The organism is Acinetobacter tibetensis, assembly GCF_023824315.1.
GTDB classification, from domain to species: Bacteria; Pseudomonadota; Gammaproteobacteria; order Pseudomonadales; family Moraxellaceae; genus Acinetobacter; species Acinetobacter tibetensis.
Map to the genome: position 1 here is coordinate 1,619,325 of NZ_CP098732.1, position 16,006 is coordinate 1,635,330.

Annotated in this window: 15 protein-coding genes and 1 pseudogene; 5 read left to right on the forward strand and 11 right to left on the reverse strand. The window is 37.7% G+C overall.

All coding sequences use genetic code 11. The features are described 5' to 3' along the window. Positions 1 to 56: 56 nt before the first annotated feature. The 4 genes from gcvH to M5E07_RS07900 all read right to left on the reverse strand — a co-directional run bounded on the left by gcvH (position 57) and on the right by M5E07_RS07900 (position 3,978). Positions 57 to 431: a glycine cleavage system protein GcvH gene (gene gcvH / locus M5E07_RS07885; RefSeq protein WP_116761136.1), complete on the reverse strand. Its 375-nt coding sequence runs from the start codon at positions 429 to 431 to the stop codon at positions 57 to 59. Between the two features lie 70 nt (positions 432 to 501). Next, positions 502 to 1,530 carry an AraC family transcriptional regulator gene (locus M5E07_RS07890; protein WP_252223529.1) on the reverse strand — a complete coding sequence of 343 codons (1,029 nt, stop codon included), beginning with the start codon at positions 1,528 to 1,530 and terminating at the stop codon, positions 502 to 504. Positions 1,531 to 1,672: 142 nt separating this feature from the next. After that, positions 1,673 to 2,125, reverse strand: coding sequence for a MaoC family dehydratase (locus tag M5E07_RS07895; protein ID WP_116761140.1), 453 nt, complete (start codon positions 2,123 to 2,125; stop codon positions 1,673 to 1,675). Beyond that, on the reverse strand, positions 2,125 to 3,978 hold the full coding sequence (locus M5E07_RS07900) for an ABC transporter ATP-binding protein (protein ID WP_252223531.1): 1,854 nt from the start codon (positions 3,976 to 3,978) through the stop codon (positions 2,125 to 2,127). The genes M5E07_RS07895 and M5E07_RS07900 overlap by 1 nt, the downstream gene beginning before the upstream one ends. Positions 3,979 to 4,277: 299 nt before the next feature. Between M5E07_RS07900 and M5E07_RS07905 the strand changes: the two genes are divergently transcribed. Then, positions 4,278 to 4,505 (forward strand): hypothetical protein, encoded by a 228-nt coding sequence (locus tag M5E07_RS07905; RefSeq protein WP_252223533.1) that lies wholly within the window; start codon positions 4,278 to 4,280, stop codon positions 4,503 to 4,505. Positions 4,506 to 4,717: 212 nt separating this feature from the next. Further along, positions 4,718 to 4,912 (forward strand): hypothetical protein, encoded by a 195-nt coding sequence (locus M5E07_RS07910; RefSeq protein ID WP_116761147.1) that lies wholly within the window; start codon positions 4,718 to 4,720, stop codon positions 4,910 to 4,912. 89 nt (positions 4,913 to 5,001) lie between these two features. Here the strand turns inward: M5E07_RS07910 and M5E07_RS07915 are convergent. Beyond that, positions 5,002 to 5,760, reverse strand: a pseudogene (locus M5E07_RS07915) (IS982 family transposase); the annotation flags it as partial. A gap of 58 nt (positions 5,761 to 5,818) precedes the next feature. After that, positions 5,819 to 6,034 (reverse strand): hypothetical protein, encoded by a 216-nt coding sequence (locus tag M5E07_RS07920; protein ID WP_252223535.1) that lies wholly within the window; start codon positions 6,032 to 6,034, stop codon positions 5,819 to 5,821. 554 nt (positions 6,035 to 6,588) lie between these two features. Here M5E07_RS07920 and M5E07_RS07925 point away from each other — a divergent pair. Both M5E07_RS07925 and M5E07_RS07930 read left to right on the forward strand, forming a co-directional pair. Next, the gene (locus M5E07_RS07925) at positions 6,589 to 7,200 is read left to right on the forward strand and encodes a LysE family translocator (protein ID WP_252223537.1); all 612 of its coding nucleotides are present in this window, start codon (positions 6,589 to 6,591) and stop codon (positions 7,198 to 7,200) included. Between the two features lie 117 nt (positions 7,201 to 7,317). Next, positions 7,318 to 7,638 (forward strand): hypothetical protein, encoded by a 321-nt coding sequence (locus M5E07_RS07930; protein WP_133243154.1) that lies wholly within the window; start codon positions 7,318 to 7,320, stop codon positions 7,636 to 7,638. A 99-nt stretch (positions 7,639 to 7,737) separates the two neighbouring features. Here the strand turns inward: M5E07_RS07930 and M5E07_RS07935 are convergent, their stop codons facing one another. Further along, entirely contained in the window at positions 7,738 to 9,024 is a 1,287-nt protein-coding gene (locus M5E07_RS07935; RefSeq protein WP_116761155.1) for a mechanosensitive ion channel family protein, read from the reverse strand. A gap of 286 nt (positions 9,025 to 9,310) precedes the next feature. Here M5E07_RS07935 and M5E07_RS07940 point away from each other — a divergent pair, with 286 nt between their 5' ends. Further along, entirely contained in the window at positions 9,311 to 11,467 is a 2,157-nt protein-coding gene (locus M5E07_RS07940) for a TonB-dependent siderophore receptor (protein WP_434087799.1), read from the forward strand. 55 nt (positions 11,468 to 11,522) lie between these two features. Here M5E07_RS07940 and M5E07_RS07945 read toward each other — a convergent pair whose 3' ends face one another. The 4 genes from M5E07_RS07945 to M5E07_RS07960 form a co-directional block, all read right to left on the reverse strand. Further along, positions 11,523 to 12,059: a DUF2058 domain-containing protein gene (locus tag M5E07_RS07945; protein ID WP_252223540.1), complete on the reverse strand. Its 537-nt coding sequence runs from the start codon at positions 12,057 to 12,059 to the stop codon at positions 11,523 to 11,525. Positions 12,060 to 12,076: 17 nt separating this feature from the next. After that, entirely contained in the window at positions 12,077 to 12,745 is a 669-nt protein-coding gene (locus M5E07_RS07950; RefSeq protein ID WP_252223542.1) for a YoaK family protein, read from the reverse strand. Between the two features lie 52 nt (positions 12,746 to 12,797). After that, on the reverse strand, positions 12,798 to 13,991 hold the full coding sequence (sstT, locus tag M5E07_RS07955) for a serine/threonine transporter SstT (protein ID WP_252223544.1): 1,194 nt from the start codon (positions 13,989 to 13,991) through the stop codon (positions 12,798 to 12,800). A 230-nt stretch (positions 13,992 to 14,221) separates the two neighbouring features. Continuing rightward, positions 14,222 to 15,955: a SulP family inorganic anion transporter gene (locus tag M5E07_RS07960; protein ID WP_252223546.1), complete on the reverse strand. Its 1,734-nt coding sequence runs from the start codon at positions 15,953 to 15,955 to the stop codon at positions 14,222 to 14,224. Positions 15,956 to 16,006: the final 51 nt, after the last annotated feature.

The window sequence follows — 16,006 nt, forward strand, 5'->3', positions numbered from 1 at the left end:
AGGTTTTAAATATAAAAAATCAGCCCGAAAGCTGATTTTTAAGAAACAAGGATAACTTAGAGTCCTGCTTCATAGTCCGCACTAGACAACAATGTGTTTACATCATCGATGTTATTTGGTTTGATTTTATAAATCCAACCTTTGCCATAGGGTGCATCATTGACAAAGTCAGGATCATCTTCCAGTGCTGTATTTACTTCTACGACAACCCCAGAAATAGGCGCATGAATGTCAGAAGCTGTTTTCACAGATTCAACAACACCTGCTTGTTCACCAGCAGTCACTTGTTGTCCCACTTCTGGCATTTCGACATAAACTAAATCGCCTAAGGCATCCTGCGCATGGTCTGAAATCCCAGTTACAACAAGATCACCTTCAATTTTCACCCACTCGTGCGTGCTCGCATATTTCAAATCTGAAGGATGATTCATGATGACTCCTTAAAAGTATTCATTTATTTTTGTCATGCTTTATACATGTTTTTACATAAAAACAAAAGGCTTATAGGTATGGATCTTTACGCCAATTACTTGGGCTACGTCCACTCCAACGTTTAAAAGCACGACTGAAATTGGCAACATCACTATAGCCCAGTTCATCTGCAATTTGTTCAAGGGTGTAATCCGTTCGGGAGAGTAGCGACGTTGCATGTCGATAGCGTACTTCATCGACAATCGTTGAAAAAGAGGTTCCTTCGGTCGCTAACTGGCGCTTCAAGGTTCTATCAGACATATGTAAGCGATAGGCCACATTTTCAATACTTAAATAATGCTGCTCTGAATGCGTCAAAATGTCGCGAACCGCCATAGAGAGCCGTCTGCGCTCACCTAAAGCCGAAAGTTCGGCTTCACATTGGTTAATTGCAATTTGACTCGCAATCGGGTCAGCATTCATCATTTTCAATGCGAGGTATTTTTTGTCAAAGCTCATCAATAAATGAGGTTGATCAAAACGAAATTGATGATTTGGGAACTTAGTAATATAGCGTTCAAAACCTTCAGGTTGGGTGAAATCAAAATCAATCTCACCACCTAAATCTGTTACCCCTGTAATGGCTTTGGCCATAGAAATGATACCAATGATTAATGCAATACAAATTTCTGAACGTAAGGGTTCTATATTGACATCACTTCTGAGCTGCAAAGTTGCTTTTTCAGCAAAAGTAGAAAAATAGATTTGTAAGAAGGGCAATCTTAATTGCACAAAGCGGTTGGCGAGGACAAGGGCATCGGTAATATCATTTGCGGTCATAATGGCATAACCAATAAAACCATGAATAGAAATACGCATTTGCGTACCCAAATGATAACCAAGTGTTGATTCACCTGTCAGGGTCAAGGCATGTTGAAGTAATGCATTGGCGACTGAAGTCGAGATTCGAAAATCTGGCTCCGCTAATTTTTCACTATTGAGTTGAAACGGGGCAAATAAAGTATCTGCATTATAACCCCAGCGTGACACGACATCTAAAAGTAACAGACCATAGACTCCAGGAATTCCTTGGTCTTGTCTAGACGAAATAGTATTCATGCGCGATCCATTGCACGTTTAATGTTGTTATATCAATCAGTTTTTATATTGGCATGAAACAGAAGCAGGTGCCTTATAAATTGTTCGACAAACCGAACAAAGCTGATTCTAAAATCATGTGTGATTTTAGAATCATCATCTTTTAAAGATCAGGTCGATAGTTTTTACTAAACACTAAAATTTTGGTATTGCCCAGTAATACCGCTTCACCATTTTGATTGAGTGTTTCGGTGGTGTAACTCACAATAGCTCGATCAGGTTTGGATTTAGACGGTTTAATTTCAGTTATTTCTACCTCAACATGAATCTGGTCACCTGCGCGGGTGGGTCTAGGCCAACGGACTTGAGCTTCGGAACCGATTAAGCCATACGCTACAGGAAAACATTCTGTCCACAATCGCATGGTTACCGCAGAAGTATGCCAACCACTGGCAGCTAATCCTTTAAAAATAGGATGGTTAGCTGCCGCTATCTCGTTGGTATGAAACGGTTGCGGATCAAATTGATGCGCAAAATGCTTAATTTCGTCGACAGTCATTTCATAAGCACGGCTTTTAAAGCGATCACCGACGTGTAGATCTTCCAAATACAACATCAAGCACTATCCTTATTTTTCAGTTCATGTTGTTCAATTAAAAAACCGCCAGTTTGGCGTTGCCATAATTGCGCATAAATACCATTCAAGGCAACCAATTCATCATGCGTACCTTGTTCTGCAATTCGGCCCTGATCTAAGACAATCAGACGGTCCATTTGTGCAATGGTAGAAAGTCGATGTGCAATTGCAATAACCGTTTTATCTTGCATTAAATCATCCAGACTGGACTGAATTGCAGCTTCAACTTCAGAGTCTAAAGCACTGGTCGCCTCATCAAGAATCAGAATAGGGGCATCTTTTAAGAATACTCGTGCAATTGCAATACGCTGACGTTGACCACCCGAAAGTTTTACCCCACGTTCGCCGACATAAGCGTCATAACCTTTATGACCACGAAGGTCGGTCAGTTGTGGAATAAAGTCTTCTGCTTTGGCTTTACGAACGGCATCATACATGTCTGCATCACTGGCATCTGGGCGTCCGTATTTAATATTTTCTGCAACGGTACGATGCAATAGCGATGTATCTTGCGTGACTAAGGCAATACTTTTACGCAAGCTGTCTTGGCTTACATCCTCTATATTTTGTCCATCGATTAAAATACGACCTTGGTTGATGGTATAGAAATGTAATAACAATTGAATCAGCGTAGATTTTCCGGCACCAGAACGCCCGACAATACCAATTTTTTCACCTGGACGTATGGTGAGATTAAAGTGATCAATGACATTTTTTTCATTATAGGCAAAACAGACATCTTCAAACTTAATTTCGCCGTGTTTCACCTCAAGCGTAGTTGCATTCGGTTTATCCTGAATACTAATAGGACGCCCTAATGTTTTCATACCATCTTGAATAGTGCCGACATTTTCAAATAAAGCAGATGTTTGCCACATCATAAATTCGGCAATACTGTTGAGTTTTAAAATCATGGCGGTAGTTGCAGCGATAATCCCCAGCTCTGCACGACCTTCCATCCACAACCATAAAGCTGTTCCAAGTACACCTGCATAAAGTACAATACTGAGTGAGTTAATGCTTATTTCATAACCTGAACCCAATCGCATTTGTTTATATACTGTTCGCATAAACTCTTGCATGGATGACTTGGCATACTCACTTTCACGACCAGCATGAGCAAACAGCTTTACCGTTTGAATATTGGTATAGGCATCGGTTACTCGACCGGTCATGACCGCACGAGCATCGGCTTGTTCATTTGAAATTTTGCTGAGTCGAGGGATGAAATACCACGCTGCGAGCAGGAATAAAGCCAACCAGACCAATAGGGGAATAATCAGAAATGGGGAGATTGAGCCGAGTACAATACTGACTGTAAAGAAGTAGATCAGAACATAAGCCAGCATATCGCCTAAAATCATCCAGAATTCACGCACCGCAAGGGCTGTTTGCATGACTTTGGAAGAAAGTCGCCCTGCAAAATCATTATGAAAGAAATCAAGACTTTGCTGTAATAATAAATTATGAAACTTCCAACGCAGACGCATTGGGAAGCTGCTAAATAGAATTTGGTGTTTAATAATGGACTGAAAGTTAGCAAAAAAGATATTGCCCAGCAATATCATGCTTAGAAGCATTAAATTTTGTCGATGTTGTGCCAAAAACGTATCGGGTTGACTTTTACTGAGCCAATTGACTAAGTCGCCAATTTTGGCATACAACAAGGCTTCAAAACTTGCAGCGCCTGCGGTACAAAGCACTAAAATAAGCAGGTAAGGACGTATGCCTTTGGATGCACTCCAGACAAATGCAAAGAAAGTTGTAGGCAGTGGATCTTTTAAACCTTGACTAGGATAGGGATCTACACGCTTTTCGAACCATCTAAGCATTAATATTAACCTCTTGGTAAAATTGCATAATTTAGAAATAACAATAAGATAAATAAAATTTTCACAAGAAAAAAGTCGGGATTGTATTTTCAAAGATAACGGATTAGGAAGATGAAAACGTTCATTTGTCCTAAATTCATATGTAAAAGTACAACCGAAATTTGTTTGAATTCATTGTAATCCATATCAATCTAACGCACCATCATAAAGTCAGCTAACACGGATGGTGTTGATGTTCACATTTTTGTCATGTTTTTCAATTATAAAAAAGTAAGCCTAATCCGAAACTTTAAAAACACATGAATGATTTATCTGTAAAGAAAATAAACAAGCAAATTGACGAATTTACACAAACTGGAAAAATACCAAGCGAGTTAGTTTTTGGCTATAAAACTTATGCGGTACTCATGCAAGATGATAAATTCGCAGATCAAATCATGAAAGGAAATGAAAATCCAATCTGTAGATTTTATAAAAAACTCAGAATTACTTTGGTTACGGATAAACACTATTTTCAAGTGAAATAACGGGGAATTGAATTGAAAAATAATGATCGGTTATTTCTATAAAAATATATTTTAATATAGAATACTCCGTCAATAATTATTAGAAAAATGTGCAAAGAGTCGTATTTTTTTGGAAAAAAATGATAAAATTTTTATCGATACAGGCTTATTGATAACTTTAATACCCTGTAATTGTTAACTTAAATAATTGAATCAATAATAAAGGTGACAATATGAGAGGATGTGTAGAACGATACGATTCCCAAACACAATTGGGCATGATTCGTGATGAGTGTGGTGAATGGTTCTATTTTGCGGTGGAGCAATGGAACGATCCTAATAATTTACCTATTGATGGTCTAATTGTTGATTTTGTCATAGACGGTGCTGACGTAACTTCTGTTTGGGAAGTAACAAATACGCATTAATTTTATTTTCAGCTTTATCCACTCTTCAAAAAACATTGAATCAGGTCTACTTAGGTAGACCTGATTTATTAATCTACCCCGAATCCTGTTTAAGCCAATGATTCTATAATTTGAATGGTTGGCTTATTTCGGTGATTTAATTGGTATGCACATAAAAATGTATAAATACCCGCTAAATAGCCTGTAACACTTCGGGCTCTAGTCGTCACTAGATTGTAAGTCCCTTTCAGCAAGCTGAATAAAGTTTCTATTTTATTACGTTGTTTCAGATGGTGTTCATCTGCTTTTGAGCACAGTATAGATTGCATGTTCTTTCGATGATAAGTAATTAAATCAGTGCCTTGTACTTTTAATCTGCTCTTTAATTCCTGACTAATATATTCTCGATCAGCATAGAGTTTAACTTCTAATCCTCCGACTAATTGCTCAACCATTCTGATATCTGCTGTATGTCCATTCGATAAAGCTGTACTCACAATCTCTCCTGACGAATTCATCATTCAACGTAGCTTAGAGCCAAAGAACCACCCCATGGAACTTTTTCCACGTGTTACAGTTGCAATTGCTGCTAGGGATTTATGTCGTTGAATCCGCTGATTTTTATAGACAGTTAATGTCGTTGAGTCAATCCATAAATATTGTTTGTATTGACCTTTCATCAAAGCTATATGTAAAGCATGTAGTGCTAATGGATGTATATTCATCAGGTGAATCATACGTTGGTAACAAGGCAAGCTTTTAAATAAATGACTTTTATCCTGTTTCAACTATGAGAAAAATGCTTTGAAATGATTGAAGTGAGAACACTTATACCAAATGGCGATAAAGGTGATTTCTGAGATACTCAGGTGTATAAAAAAAGCCTCAGCAAGATATTGGGGCTTTTTTTATACATCAGTGAACATTTTACTGATTTTTTTGATCTTTTTTCCGTTGTATATCTTCGTAATCCTTCTGATTTTGTTGGCGCTGTTGATCTGGTCTATAGTGTTGATGTTGTTGATGAGCTTGCTTTTGTTGCTGATCCTGTTTGTTTTGATGATATTGCTGATCTTGCTGTTTTTTTTCGAGCTCTTGATCAATTTCTTGTTGCCTATGTTGATCACTTTCTTGATTAGCCATGCTAAATCCATCCATTTTAAAATGAGCTAATGATAAATTTACATATTTATCATTATAAAGCTAGCCACTTCATGTGACATTTTTTTTCATTGTAAAATGCGTGATTTTAAATAAAAATATATGATTAATTAGGATGAAGTTATTTAAATTTTTTTTAAATATAAATTACATTAGCTACTTGATAAAACATATTTTTTTTATTTTAAATGATTTAGGTTTTAATTGAATTTAAGTGTCTGCATAATAATTTTAGTGGTAATTCATATTTTTCAGTATTGTGATGTCCTGAATTTTTTCGGGTACAAGCCGATAAAACTCTCACGGGTGAATTGTCTGTATTAGTTTGGGTTATAAAAAGATATCCAGGACTGCACAAATGGCACCTAGCATGAGGTGAGAGCTCATTAATTGTTGTAACTACGGTTTCCTGTATCTCTCTTACAGAATTTGCCTTGGTATCCATTTATATTAGGGGCTTAAGCAAAATGCTTGCTAAATATGGATGAATCCACTATTGATTGTGCTCATACTTAAAAAATTAAGTTAGATTAGACATGCTTGAAATACTCATCCCTTATACAATTGCAATCGTTATTTTGACCATTACCCCAGGTTTAGATACCACGTTAATTATTCGTACAGCCACACTTGAAACCCGTCAAAAGGCTTTTCAAACGGCATTAGGCATTAACTTCGGGTGCATGGTATGGGGAATAGTTGTTGCATGTGGGTTGGGGGCATTATTGGCAACCTCTGAACTTGCTTTTAATGTCTTAAAATGGATTGGAGCTGCTTATTTGGCTTGGCTAGGATTAAAGTTGTTGGTCAAGCCACGTAGTAATCTAGAAAACAACATGGACATACAAAGAACAACTAATTGGTTCTTAAAAGGATTTTTTTGCAATATTCTTAATCCCAAGGTTGGGCTTTTTTATATCACTTTTTTACCGCAGTTCATTCCAAAAGATGTAACCCCATTTATTTGGATTATGGGACTGGTTGCCATACATGTTGTGTTAGGGTTCCTGTGGTTAAGCATACTTATTGTTATGATGCAGCCAATTTCTAGGTTTCTTAAACAGCCAAAGATTGTGCGATGCTTAGATCAAATTACAGGAGCTATTTTCTTGTTATTTGCCCTAAAGCTTGTAATGAGCAAGCGTTAGTTAAAGTTATGAAACAAAATAAGAAGGCAATACTTTTATTTTAGTCCAACAAGAAATTACAGCAGCTTCACACTCTGCTTGTTAAAATGTGACTAAAGCACATAAAACAGGTGCATTATGAAAAAAATAATAATGTGTTGCTGTTGTTTGTATTCTGGAGCGGTATTTGCATCTGTTCAAGATAACATTAGCTTTTGCCAAGCAATTGCGATTGTTGCAGGGAATGTGATGCAAGAAAGACAAGATGAAGTTCCGCTCAGCCTCCAGAAAAGTATTGCTCTTGAATATGAAGACGGGGCAAGAGAGCTGTATGAGGCAATTGTAGAAGATGCTTATGATTTACCTATACTTCTCAACGAAACCCAAAAGCAGCAAGCTGTAGAAAGTTTTAAATTAGAATATTTTGATTATTGTGAACATGCCGAAGCCAGTGAATAATTTTCAGGTAGAATAACTTAAATCAAGTATTTTTACTGTTTCCTTGAATAGTACATTTGAGTTAAAAAATCCCCTCACAAAAAGTAAGGGGATGCATGATTAAATATGGGATTTAGTACGGTCTAGCAGATAGTCATTCGGTGCATGTACTGAATGTTGTGCTAAAACGTTCATGTCTGAACCTGAAGGCGCTTGGTAAATTCTTAAACCGAACTCAGGTAAAATTGCAATTAAATGATCGAATATATCAGCCTGAATGGCTTCATAGTCTTTCCACACCGTAGTATTGGCAAAACTATAAATTTCCAGAGGTAGACCTTCGCTGGTTGGTTGTAATTGACGCACCATAATGGTCTGATTTTGTGCAATACCTGGATGTTGTTTTAAATAAAACTCAACATAGGCGCGAAACGTCCCCAAATTAGTCAGACGACGTTGGTTATAAACGGCCTGATTTGAGAGTTGCAAATTAAACTCTTCTATTTCTTCTTGTTTGGTATTTAAATACTGATCTAAGAGTAAGAATTCCTTCAATTTCTGTTGTTCTTCCTTATTCATAAAGTGTACGCTACTCTGATCAATAAAGATCGCGCGTTTTATACGACGTACACCTGCTTGTGCCATACCACGCCAATTTCTAAAGGTATCCGTCACAAGTTTATTGGTGGGAATGGTGGTAAAAGTCTTGTCAAAGTTCTGAACGGTGACTGTATGTAATGACATATCAATGACATCACCATCTGCATTTAACGAAGGCATTTCAATCCAATCTCCAATGCGAACCATGTCATAAGATGAAATTTGTACAGAAGCCACCAAGGATAAAATGGTATTTTGGAACACCAACATCAATACGGCTGCCATCGCACCAAAACCAGCGAGTAGTGTAAAGACATCTTTTTTCAAGAATGTGCCAATAATCATCAAAGCACAGACCACAAAAATGACCAGTTTCACCAACTGCAAATAGCCTTTAATCGGCTTGTTTCTGGATTTGGGATTGCGTTGATAAATCGCATTAAAGATATTTAAGCTTTCACCGATGGCAAGCGCGAAGGTGAAAAAAATAAAAGCTTGTGTCGCCATTTGTACCAAGCTAATAATTTTCACGGATAAATGAGGGATTGTCACAATACCATTCATGATGACTATGGCAGGAACAATATTGGCAATTCTACGAATGACATTATGTTGAGTCACGATATCGTGATTGGTAAATTTTAGTTTGGAGATGACTTTACGAATACCGCGAACAACAATTTTTTTCGCAATAAAATTGGTTAAAATCGCGAGTAATATCAATAGGCTTAAAGATAAAGACATATCTAACCAAGCATATTGATTTGACCACGCTGTAATACGTTCAATAAAAGTAAAATGCTCCAAAGTTTTCCTCAATTCCAATTTTTAATCGATTTATATTTTATAAATTAACAGCTTCAGAATGAAGTTGAATAACATTTCTTAAACACACCATAATTTTTTCAAGAGTCTCTAAAGGCTAAAAAACCGCCTGAATTTTTCTATTTTGATTAAAATAATTAAACAAATATAGAGATTTATTTAAAATATTTACATAAGATAAATAATAAGTATTCTCATTATTGATGACTGGCGCTAGAATGTGCCGCAAATTTAAAGTATTTCCTCCCAAAATCGAGTTTACAACCTAGTGAAATCATTACATCCACTGAGCCTAAGCATTAAAGTTTTTTTAGGATTGACCACTACACTCAGCCCAATATGGGTTTATGCAGCCGAAATACAGACATCTGAAATATTAGAAACCATTCATTTAACTGCAAAACAATCGGAACATAAGAAAATAGGGCAGCAAACTGCAAGTACCTTAAAGGGAAAACAAAAGAATTTAGAAACACCGCAAACGGTGAATGTGGTTTCAAACCAATATATTGAAGATTTTAAGCCTGCAACTTTAGATGCAGCATTGACTCAAGTCAGTGGGATTACGCAAGGCAACACTTTGGCGGGGACTCAAGACACGGTAATGAAACGGGGTTTTGGTGATAACCGTGATGGTTCTATCATGATTAATGGTATGCCAATTGTACAAGGTCGTGCAATGAATGCTGCAGTTGATCAAGTTGAAGTACTGAAAGGACCAGCATCACTTTTATATGGCATTATGGACCCTGGTGGCGTGGTCAATGTGGTGACGAAAAAACCACAACGTGAACAAGCATCTGAAGTTTCTATTTATGGTTCAAGCTTTGGAAATGGAAAAAATGGTTTAGGTGGTAGCGTGGATACCACAGGTGCTATTGGTCAGAGTAATTTTGCTTACCGTTTCATTGCAGATTATTCAGACCAAGATTATTGGCGCAATTTTGGTTATAACCAGCAAACTTTAATTGCACCTTCATTGGCGTGGGATAACGGTCAAACTCAAGTGAATCTAAGCTATCAATATCGTGATTTTGATGTGCCTTTTGACCGTGCGACAGTTTTTGATCCGACAACCAATAAGGCATTGCCTATTTCAAAATACACGCGTTTAGATGAAGCTTTTAACCAAACCAATGGTGAAGATCATCTGGCTCAGTTGAGTATAGATCATCAAATCAATGATCAATGGTCAGGACATTTGGGTTATAGCTATAATTATGAGACTTATGATGCGAATCAATTACGTATTACCAAACTGAATACCAGTAATCATACAGTTACACGACGGACTGATGGCACATTGGGCGCAGAAAGTGTTGATAGTGCAGGCCAAGCGTATTTAGAAGGGCACTTTAATGCGCTCGGATTTAAACATGACCTTCAAATTGGTTCTGATATCGAATACCGAAAATATTATCGACCAAACATGGTTCGAGGTGAAAACAGCACACTTGATTATTTAAATCCTGTTTTTGGCAAAGTGACTGCATCTAGCACTATTGATACGAATGCCAGTGAACAAACTGATAAATTGCACACTTATGGCTTCTATTTACAAGATGCGATTCATTTAACAGATCAGTGGATTGCCGTTTTAGGTGGTCGATATACACATTATCAGCAAATGGCAGGACGGGGACGACCTTTCAGCATTAACACCAATACCAATGATGATGCATGGTTACCACGTGCAGGTTTGGTCTATAAATGGAATGATCAGTTATCTGTATACACCAGTTATACTGAGTCATTGAAACCAAACTCTTCAATTGCGCCGTTAAGTGGCGGTCAAATTGATTCAGATGTACAACCTGAAAAAGCCAAATCCTATGAGGTTGGTTTGAAATATGAATTAGATGATCGTCTAAAGGCCAATTTTGCTTTATATGACATTAAAAAACGCAACGTACTGGCCAGTGTAACCAACACTACAACGGGTGAGAATGAGTTACATACCTCTGGTGAAGTGGGGTCTAAAGGTTTGGAATTTGATCTGACTGGTCAAATTACCGATCAGCTTGATGCTACATTCACATACGCTTATACAGATGCCAAGGTATTACAGGATGAAGATACTGATTTAATTGGCAATCGCTTAAATAATGTGGCCAAAAATACCGCTTCTTTAAGTTTTGCCTATGATTATGGACAACTAGGCAATGGCAATTTACGCATGGGAGTGAGTGGTAATTATGTTGGTAAGCGAGCAGGCGATACTGAAAATAGCTTTACTTTACCAGACTATACGGTCGCTCATGCTTTTGTTAGTTATGACACCAAAATTGCCAAGCAAGATATTAACTTTAAATTCAATCTCGATAATCTCTTTGATACGACCTATTACACAGCCAGTGTCAGCAATTTAACGGTTTCACAAGGTGATGCGCGTCAGGCGGTATTAAAAGCAACGATGAAGTTCTAAAACATTAACCCTTGAACTTCAGACTAAAAAGGGCGTCATCATGACGCCCTTTTGATTACCACATTAAATCATCTGGAATGACATAAGCTGCATAAGGATCTTCTTCATCTGTCACTTGCTCATTCTTTTCAGAATTGTTCACAATAATGAAGCCCGTCATTTTTTCATTAATACGATCTGCCAGTGCTTTAGGCAAGTATGCATAGCTGTCTAGATCTTTCGCAATCACTAAACTGCCAGATACCAATGCGTTATACACTTGCTGCTGTAAATACACTTTTTTGATTTTGGTTTCATCAATGAATTGATAGACCACATCACCAGCAACATCTTTAATTTTATGTTGTTGAATCATTTGCACAATTGCAGCTTTTAATTCTTTCTCTTGTAAAATACTTTTCTTTTCTTGCTCAAGAGCTTGGTCTTTTGCCATTTTATCTTGTTTGTCTTGAGCAATTTTTGCTTTGATATCAGCATCGTCATTTTGTCCAGTGCGTTGCTCATGCACCGCCTGTTTAGACAGTTTTTTTGCCTTTTTATTGTCTACCAGACCCGCTTTTAATAACTGTGCCTGTAAAGCATTTTTAACCATAATAAATTCCAAAAGGGTTAATGATGACGATATTGAAAGTAAATGATCCAGTACACCAGACTTAAGCAGAAACTTAAAGCGACTGGAATGAGATACGCGTTTAATTTTAAATAAGGATAAATCAGGCTTGCAACCAGTCCACCTAGCAGAAAGCCAAATAAAATGAGTAAATGCAAAATTATTCGCCGCCGCCCAACTTTTAAACCGATCAATCGGTAGCCTAAGGCAAGCCCCAAGTCGGTGAGAACACCAGATAAGTGGGTGGTACGAATAATAGTCCCCTTATAATGGCTGACCATTGCATTCTGGATTCCCATAGCCGCACAAGCCCACAACAAAGCATAACGCGGTAAATAAGGCAAAATGAGCCAACACAGTAGGATAAAGAGAGCAACTAGACTCAGTGGAACACCATAGCGTCGACCCAGTTGGAACGTGCTATTTCCAAGTATAAGTCCGCTATAGCAAGACCCTGCGACATAGCAGAGGATAACCAGAAGGAGATAGAGAATTGAAGCAGGGTCCCAATGGACAATTGCCATCGATAACATACTCACGTTTCCAGTCATGTGAGAAACAGACTGGTGCAATACTGTCACCAGTCCGAGTACGTTAATCATGCCCGCATTAATTGCGAGAAAGAATGCCCCTAGTTGCATCCAAAACGGTAAAGTTTGAAATGGCATATCGCGATACAACCATCCAATAAATGTCTAAATTATTATTTATAAAATAATATTAACGTGACGCACGATCAACTGCTACCGTAAATAAAACATCTGTAGATGAGTTTAATGCAGTTTCAGTTGAGTCTTGTAGAACACTAATAACCATACCAATAGCGACCACTTGCATTGCGATATCAGAAGAAATACCAAATAAACCACATGCAACTGGAATTAACAATAATGAGCCACCTGCAACACCCGATGCACCACAAGCCGAGATTGAAGCCACAACAGATAAAATTATCATGGTGGTAAAATCAACTGAAATACCTAAAGTATGAACTGCTGCTAAAGTTAATACCGTAATGGTCACTGATGCACCTGCCATATTGACTGTCGCACCTAAAGGAATGGCAACACTGGCTGTAGCTTCATTTACTCCTAAGCGTTTTGCTAAATCAAGATTGACTGGAATATTTGCAGCCGAACTACGGGTAAAGAATGCAGTAATCCCACTTTCACGTAAGCATTGCAATACAAGCGGATAAGGATTTTGACGAGTTGTTAAAGCAACCAAAATTGGGTTAATCACCAACGCAACAAAGAACATTGTTCCAAGCAATACCGCTAAAAGATGCGCATAAGCAGACAAGGTTTTTAAACCAGAATCTGCAAAAGTTACAGCGACTAAACCAAAAATACCGACTGGTGCAAAGTTAATCACAATACGGATGACATGATTCACTGCATTCGCCGCATCTGCAATAAACACTTTGGTGCTGTCATGTGCGTGACGGAAAGCTACACCTAGTGCAATCGCCCAAGCTAAAATACCAATAAAGTTGGCTTCGCTAATTGCTGTAACAGGGTTTGCAATAAAACTTAAAAGTAAATTCTTTAAAATCTCTGCCAAATTTCCTGGTGGTTGTAATTCACCTTGTGCCGGAACGTCCAAAAATAAAGTACTTGGGAAAACCAAGCTCGCAGCCACAGCACTGAACGCAGCTAGCAACATGCCCACTGCATATAAGATCATAATTGGGCGAAGGTTTGCACTATGTCCAACTTTAAAATTGGAGATGGATGCCATGACCAAAACGAAAACTAAAATAGGCGCAACGGATTTTAGGGCCTTAATAAATAAGTCACCTAAAAGGCTCAAATAAGGAGCAGCATTAGGGAATACAAAGGCAACGACCATCCCTAAAATAATGGCGATGAGGATTCGCGTAACTAAACTTAAACGCGCAAAAGCTGAAAACATAGGTTAGCCTTGTCAGTATTACGAGGGCAGAGAGTTAAAAATTAAGTGTGCAATTCTATACCTAAAATTTAAAATGGATAAAAGATATTTTGATATAAAAACTAACTTATTCTTTTTAAAGTTGATATTTTCTGATTTAAAACGAGGAAAAACCGAATTTTATTGCAAAAAATTGATTTTAGAATGTCGTTCATCTGAAATAACAGCTTTGAAATTATTTACTTAGCTTTTCAAGTTAAACTTAAAAATTCTGGATTTAAAGCCTGAATGGCTTGGTAATGGGTTAAATGAATACGTCCATCTAACTTCTCATAAAGTCGGGAATGAATGAGTTTATCCATTACAGGTCCCTTGACTTCGGAAAGATGTAGTTCGATATTGAGTTTATGCAGTTCGGCATCTAATTCTTCTAATACTTCCAAGGCACTATAATCAATACTACTTACTCCAGAGCAATTTACGATTACAAATTGCACATGTTTCTTTTCACTGACCGCATTAATAAAGAAGCTTTTAAAACTACTGGCATTTAAAAAGTTCAGACCTTCATCAATCCGCAGGGAAAGAATCGTGTCTACTGTTTTGACGGGATAGCGTTGTTGATTCCGAAAATGCTGTGTACCTTCAACCAATCCAATGACAGCCATATGCGGACGACTAATACGCCAGAGCATTAACAGAAAGGTTGAAATAACCCCTAAAATTAATCCTGTAGAAATATCGATGCAAATCACCCCAAAAAATGTAATCCACATGGCAATACCATCTGCTTTAGAATAATGCCATGTTTCAAAAAAGGGTTTTAAATCAACTAATTTCCAAATTGAAACTATAATCGTTGCAGCGAGAATAGCTAAAGGGAGGTTTTTAAAAAATCCAGTAAAGAATAAGCTGACAACCACTATAAAACAGGACGATAAAATACCAGCCATTGGCGTTTTGGCACCAGCATCGGCATTTACGACGGTACGTGACAAACTTCCAGTGACTGGAAAAGCAGAGCTTATGCCTGCACTCAAGTTGGAAAGCCCGAGAGCAATCAGTTCCTGATTGCTATTTAAAGCGCTACGTTGTTGTAACGCTGTTGCCTGAGCAATTGAAAGTGATTCGACAAAGCTAATCATGGCAATCATGCTTGCGCCAGGTAGAAGTTGTAGCACTAAATCCCAACTCCAGTTCGGAACACTTAAAGGTGGGAAGCCAGATGGGATTGCACCTACCGTTTTAATTCCAACATTTTCAAGTTGTAAAACAGAAACCAAAGTAATAGACAAAACCACGAGAAGCAGCGGTATCGCTTTAATCAAAAAGCCTGAAAATTTAAACCGTTGTTGGATATGACCTAAGTTTAGCAATTTGGGTATATAAATTAAGAACAGCATGGCTGCCACGCCAAATAGCAAAGTGCCCCAATGTGTTTGGTTCGCATGGTGGTAAAAGCTAACGATCAGTTCAAGAATGTTATTGGATTGTAGTGGTATATCCAGTAAGAACTTGATTTGCCCCAAAGCAATGAGTAAAGCCGATGCAATGATAAAGCTATGGATGACAGGGTGGCTGATCAGTTGGATGAGAAAACCAAATTTAAAGATGCCCAATAAGAAAGAAATAATCCCGACCATCATTGCTAGTAAACAGGCTGCTTGAATATATGCTTCTGAACCTGCCTCAAAAAATGGCGTCAGTGTGGCAAAGGTCATCATCGAAATAATGGCCACAGGGCCAATCGAAAGTGTCGGACTACTGCCAAAGAATGCATAAACAATCATGGGCAACATGCTGGCATACAAGCCTGTAATTGGAGGTAAACCTGCGAGCATTGCATATGCCATGCCTTGTGGCACCAGCATGGCAATTACAATGACCGAGGAAAGCAGATCAGATTTAAAGTTGGAAAAATTGTATTCTGCAAGCCAAGTAGAAGCTGGAAAATATTTTGAGTATGATTTCTTTGAATTAGACATAGGCTGATCTAAAGCGTAATTTTGAATATATTATGCACAGAAATCACAAGA

What these genes read in the sequence shown, in the direction of transcription:
- gcvH (WP_116761136.1), bottom strand. Translation starts at nt 431, where the DNA reads ATGAATCATCCTTCAGATTTGAAATATGCGAGCACGCACGAGTGGGTG.
- M5E07_RS07890 (WP_252223529.1), bottom strand. Translation starts at nt 1,530, where the DNA reads ATGAATACTATTTCGTCTAGACAAGACCAAGGAATTCCTGGAGTCTAT.
- M5E07_RS07895 (WP_116761140.1), bottom strand. Translation starts at nt 2,125, where the DNA reads ATGTTGTATTTGGAAGATCTACACGTCGGTGATCGCTTTAAAAGCCGT.
- M5E07_RS07900 (WP_252223531.1), bottom strand. Translation starts at nt 3,978, where the DNA reads ATGCTTAGATGGTTCGAAAAGCGTGTAGATCCCTATCCTAGTCAAGGT.
- M5E07_RS07905 (WP_252223533.1), top strand. Translation starts at nt 4,278, where the DNA reads ATGAATGATTTATCTGTAAAGAAAATAAACAAGCAAATTGACGAATTT.
- M5E07_RS07910 (WP_116761147.1), top strand. Translation starts at nt 4,718, where the DNA reads ATGAGAGGATGTGTAGAACGATACGATTCCCAAACACAATTGGGCATG.
- M5E07_RS07920 (WP_252223535.1), bottom strand. Translation starts at nt 6,034, where the DNA reads ATGGCTAATCAAGAAAGTGATCAACATAGGCAACAAGAAATTGATCAA.
- M5E07_RS07925 (WP_252223537.1), top strand. Translation starts at nt 6,589, where the DNA reads ATGCTTGAAATACTCATCCCTTATACAATTGCAATCGTTATTTTGACC.
- M5E07_RS07930 (WP_133243154.1), top strand. Translation starts at nt 7,318, where the DNA reads ATGAAAAAAATAATAATGTGTTGCTGTTGTTTGTATTCTGGAGCGGTA.
- M5E07_RS07945 (WP_252223540.1), bottom strand. Translation starts at nt 12,059, where the DNA reads ATGGTTAAAAATGCTTTACAGGCACAGTTATTAAAAGCGGGTCTGGTA.
- M5E07_RS07950 (WP_252223542.1), bottom strand. Translation starts at nt 12,745, where the DNA reads ATGCCATTTCAAACTTTACCGTTTTGGATGCAACTAGGGGCATTCTTT.
- sstT (WP_252223544.1), bottom strand. Translation starts at nt 13,991, where the DNA reads ATGTTTTCAGCTTTTGCGCGTTTAAGTTTAGTTACGCGAATCCTCATC.
- M5E07_RS07960 (WP_252223546.1), bottom strand. Translation starts at nt 15,955, where the DNA reads ATGTCTAATTCAAAGAAATCATACTCAAAATATTTTCCAGCTTCTACT.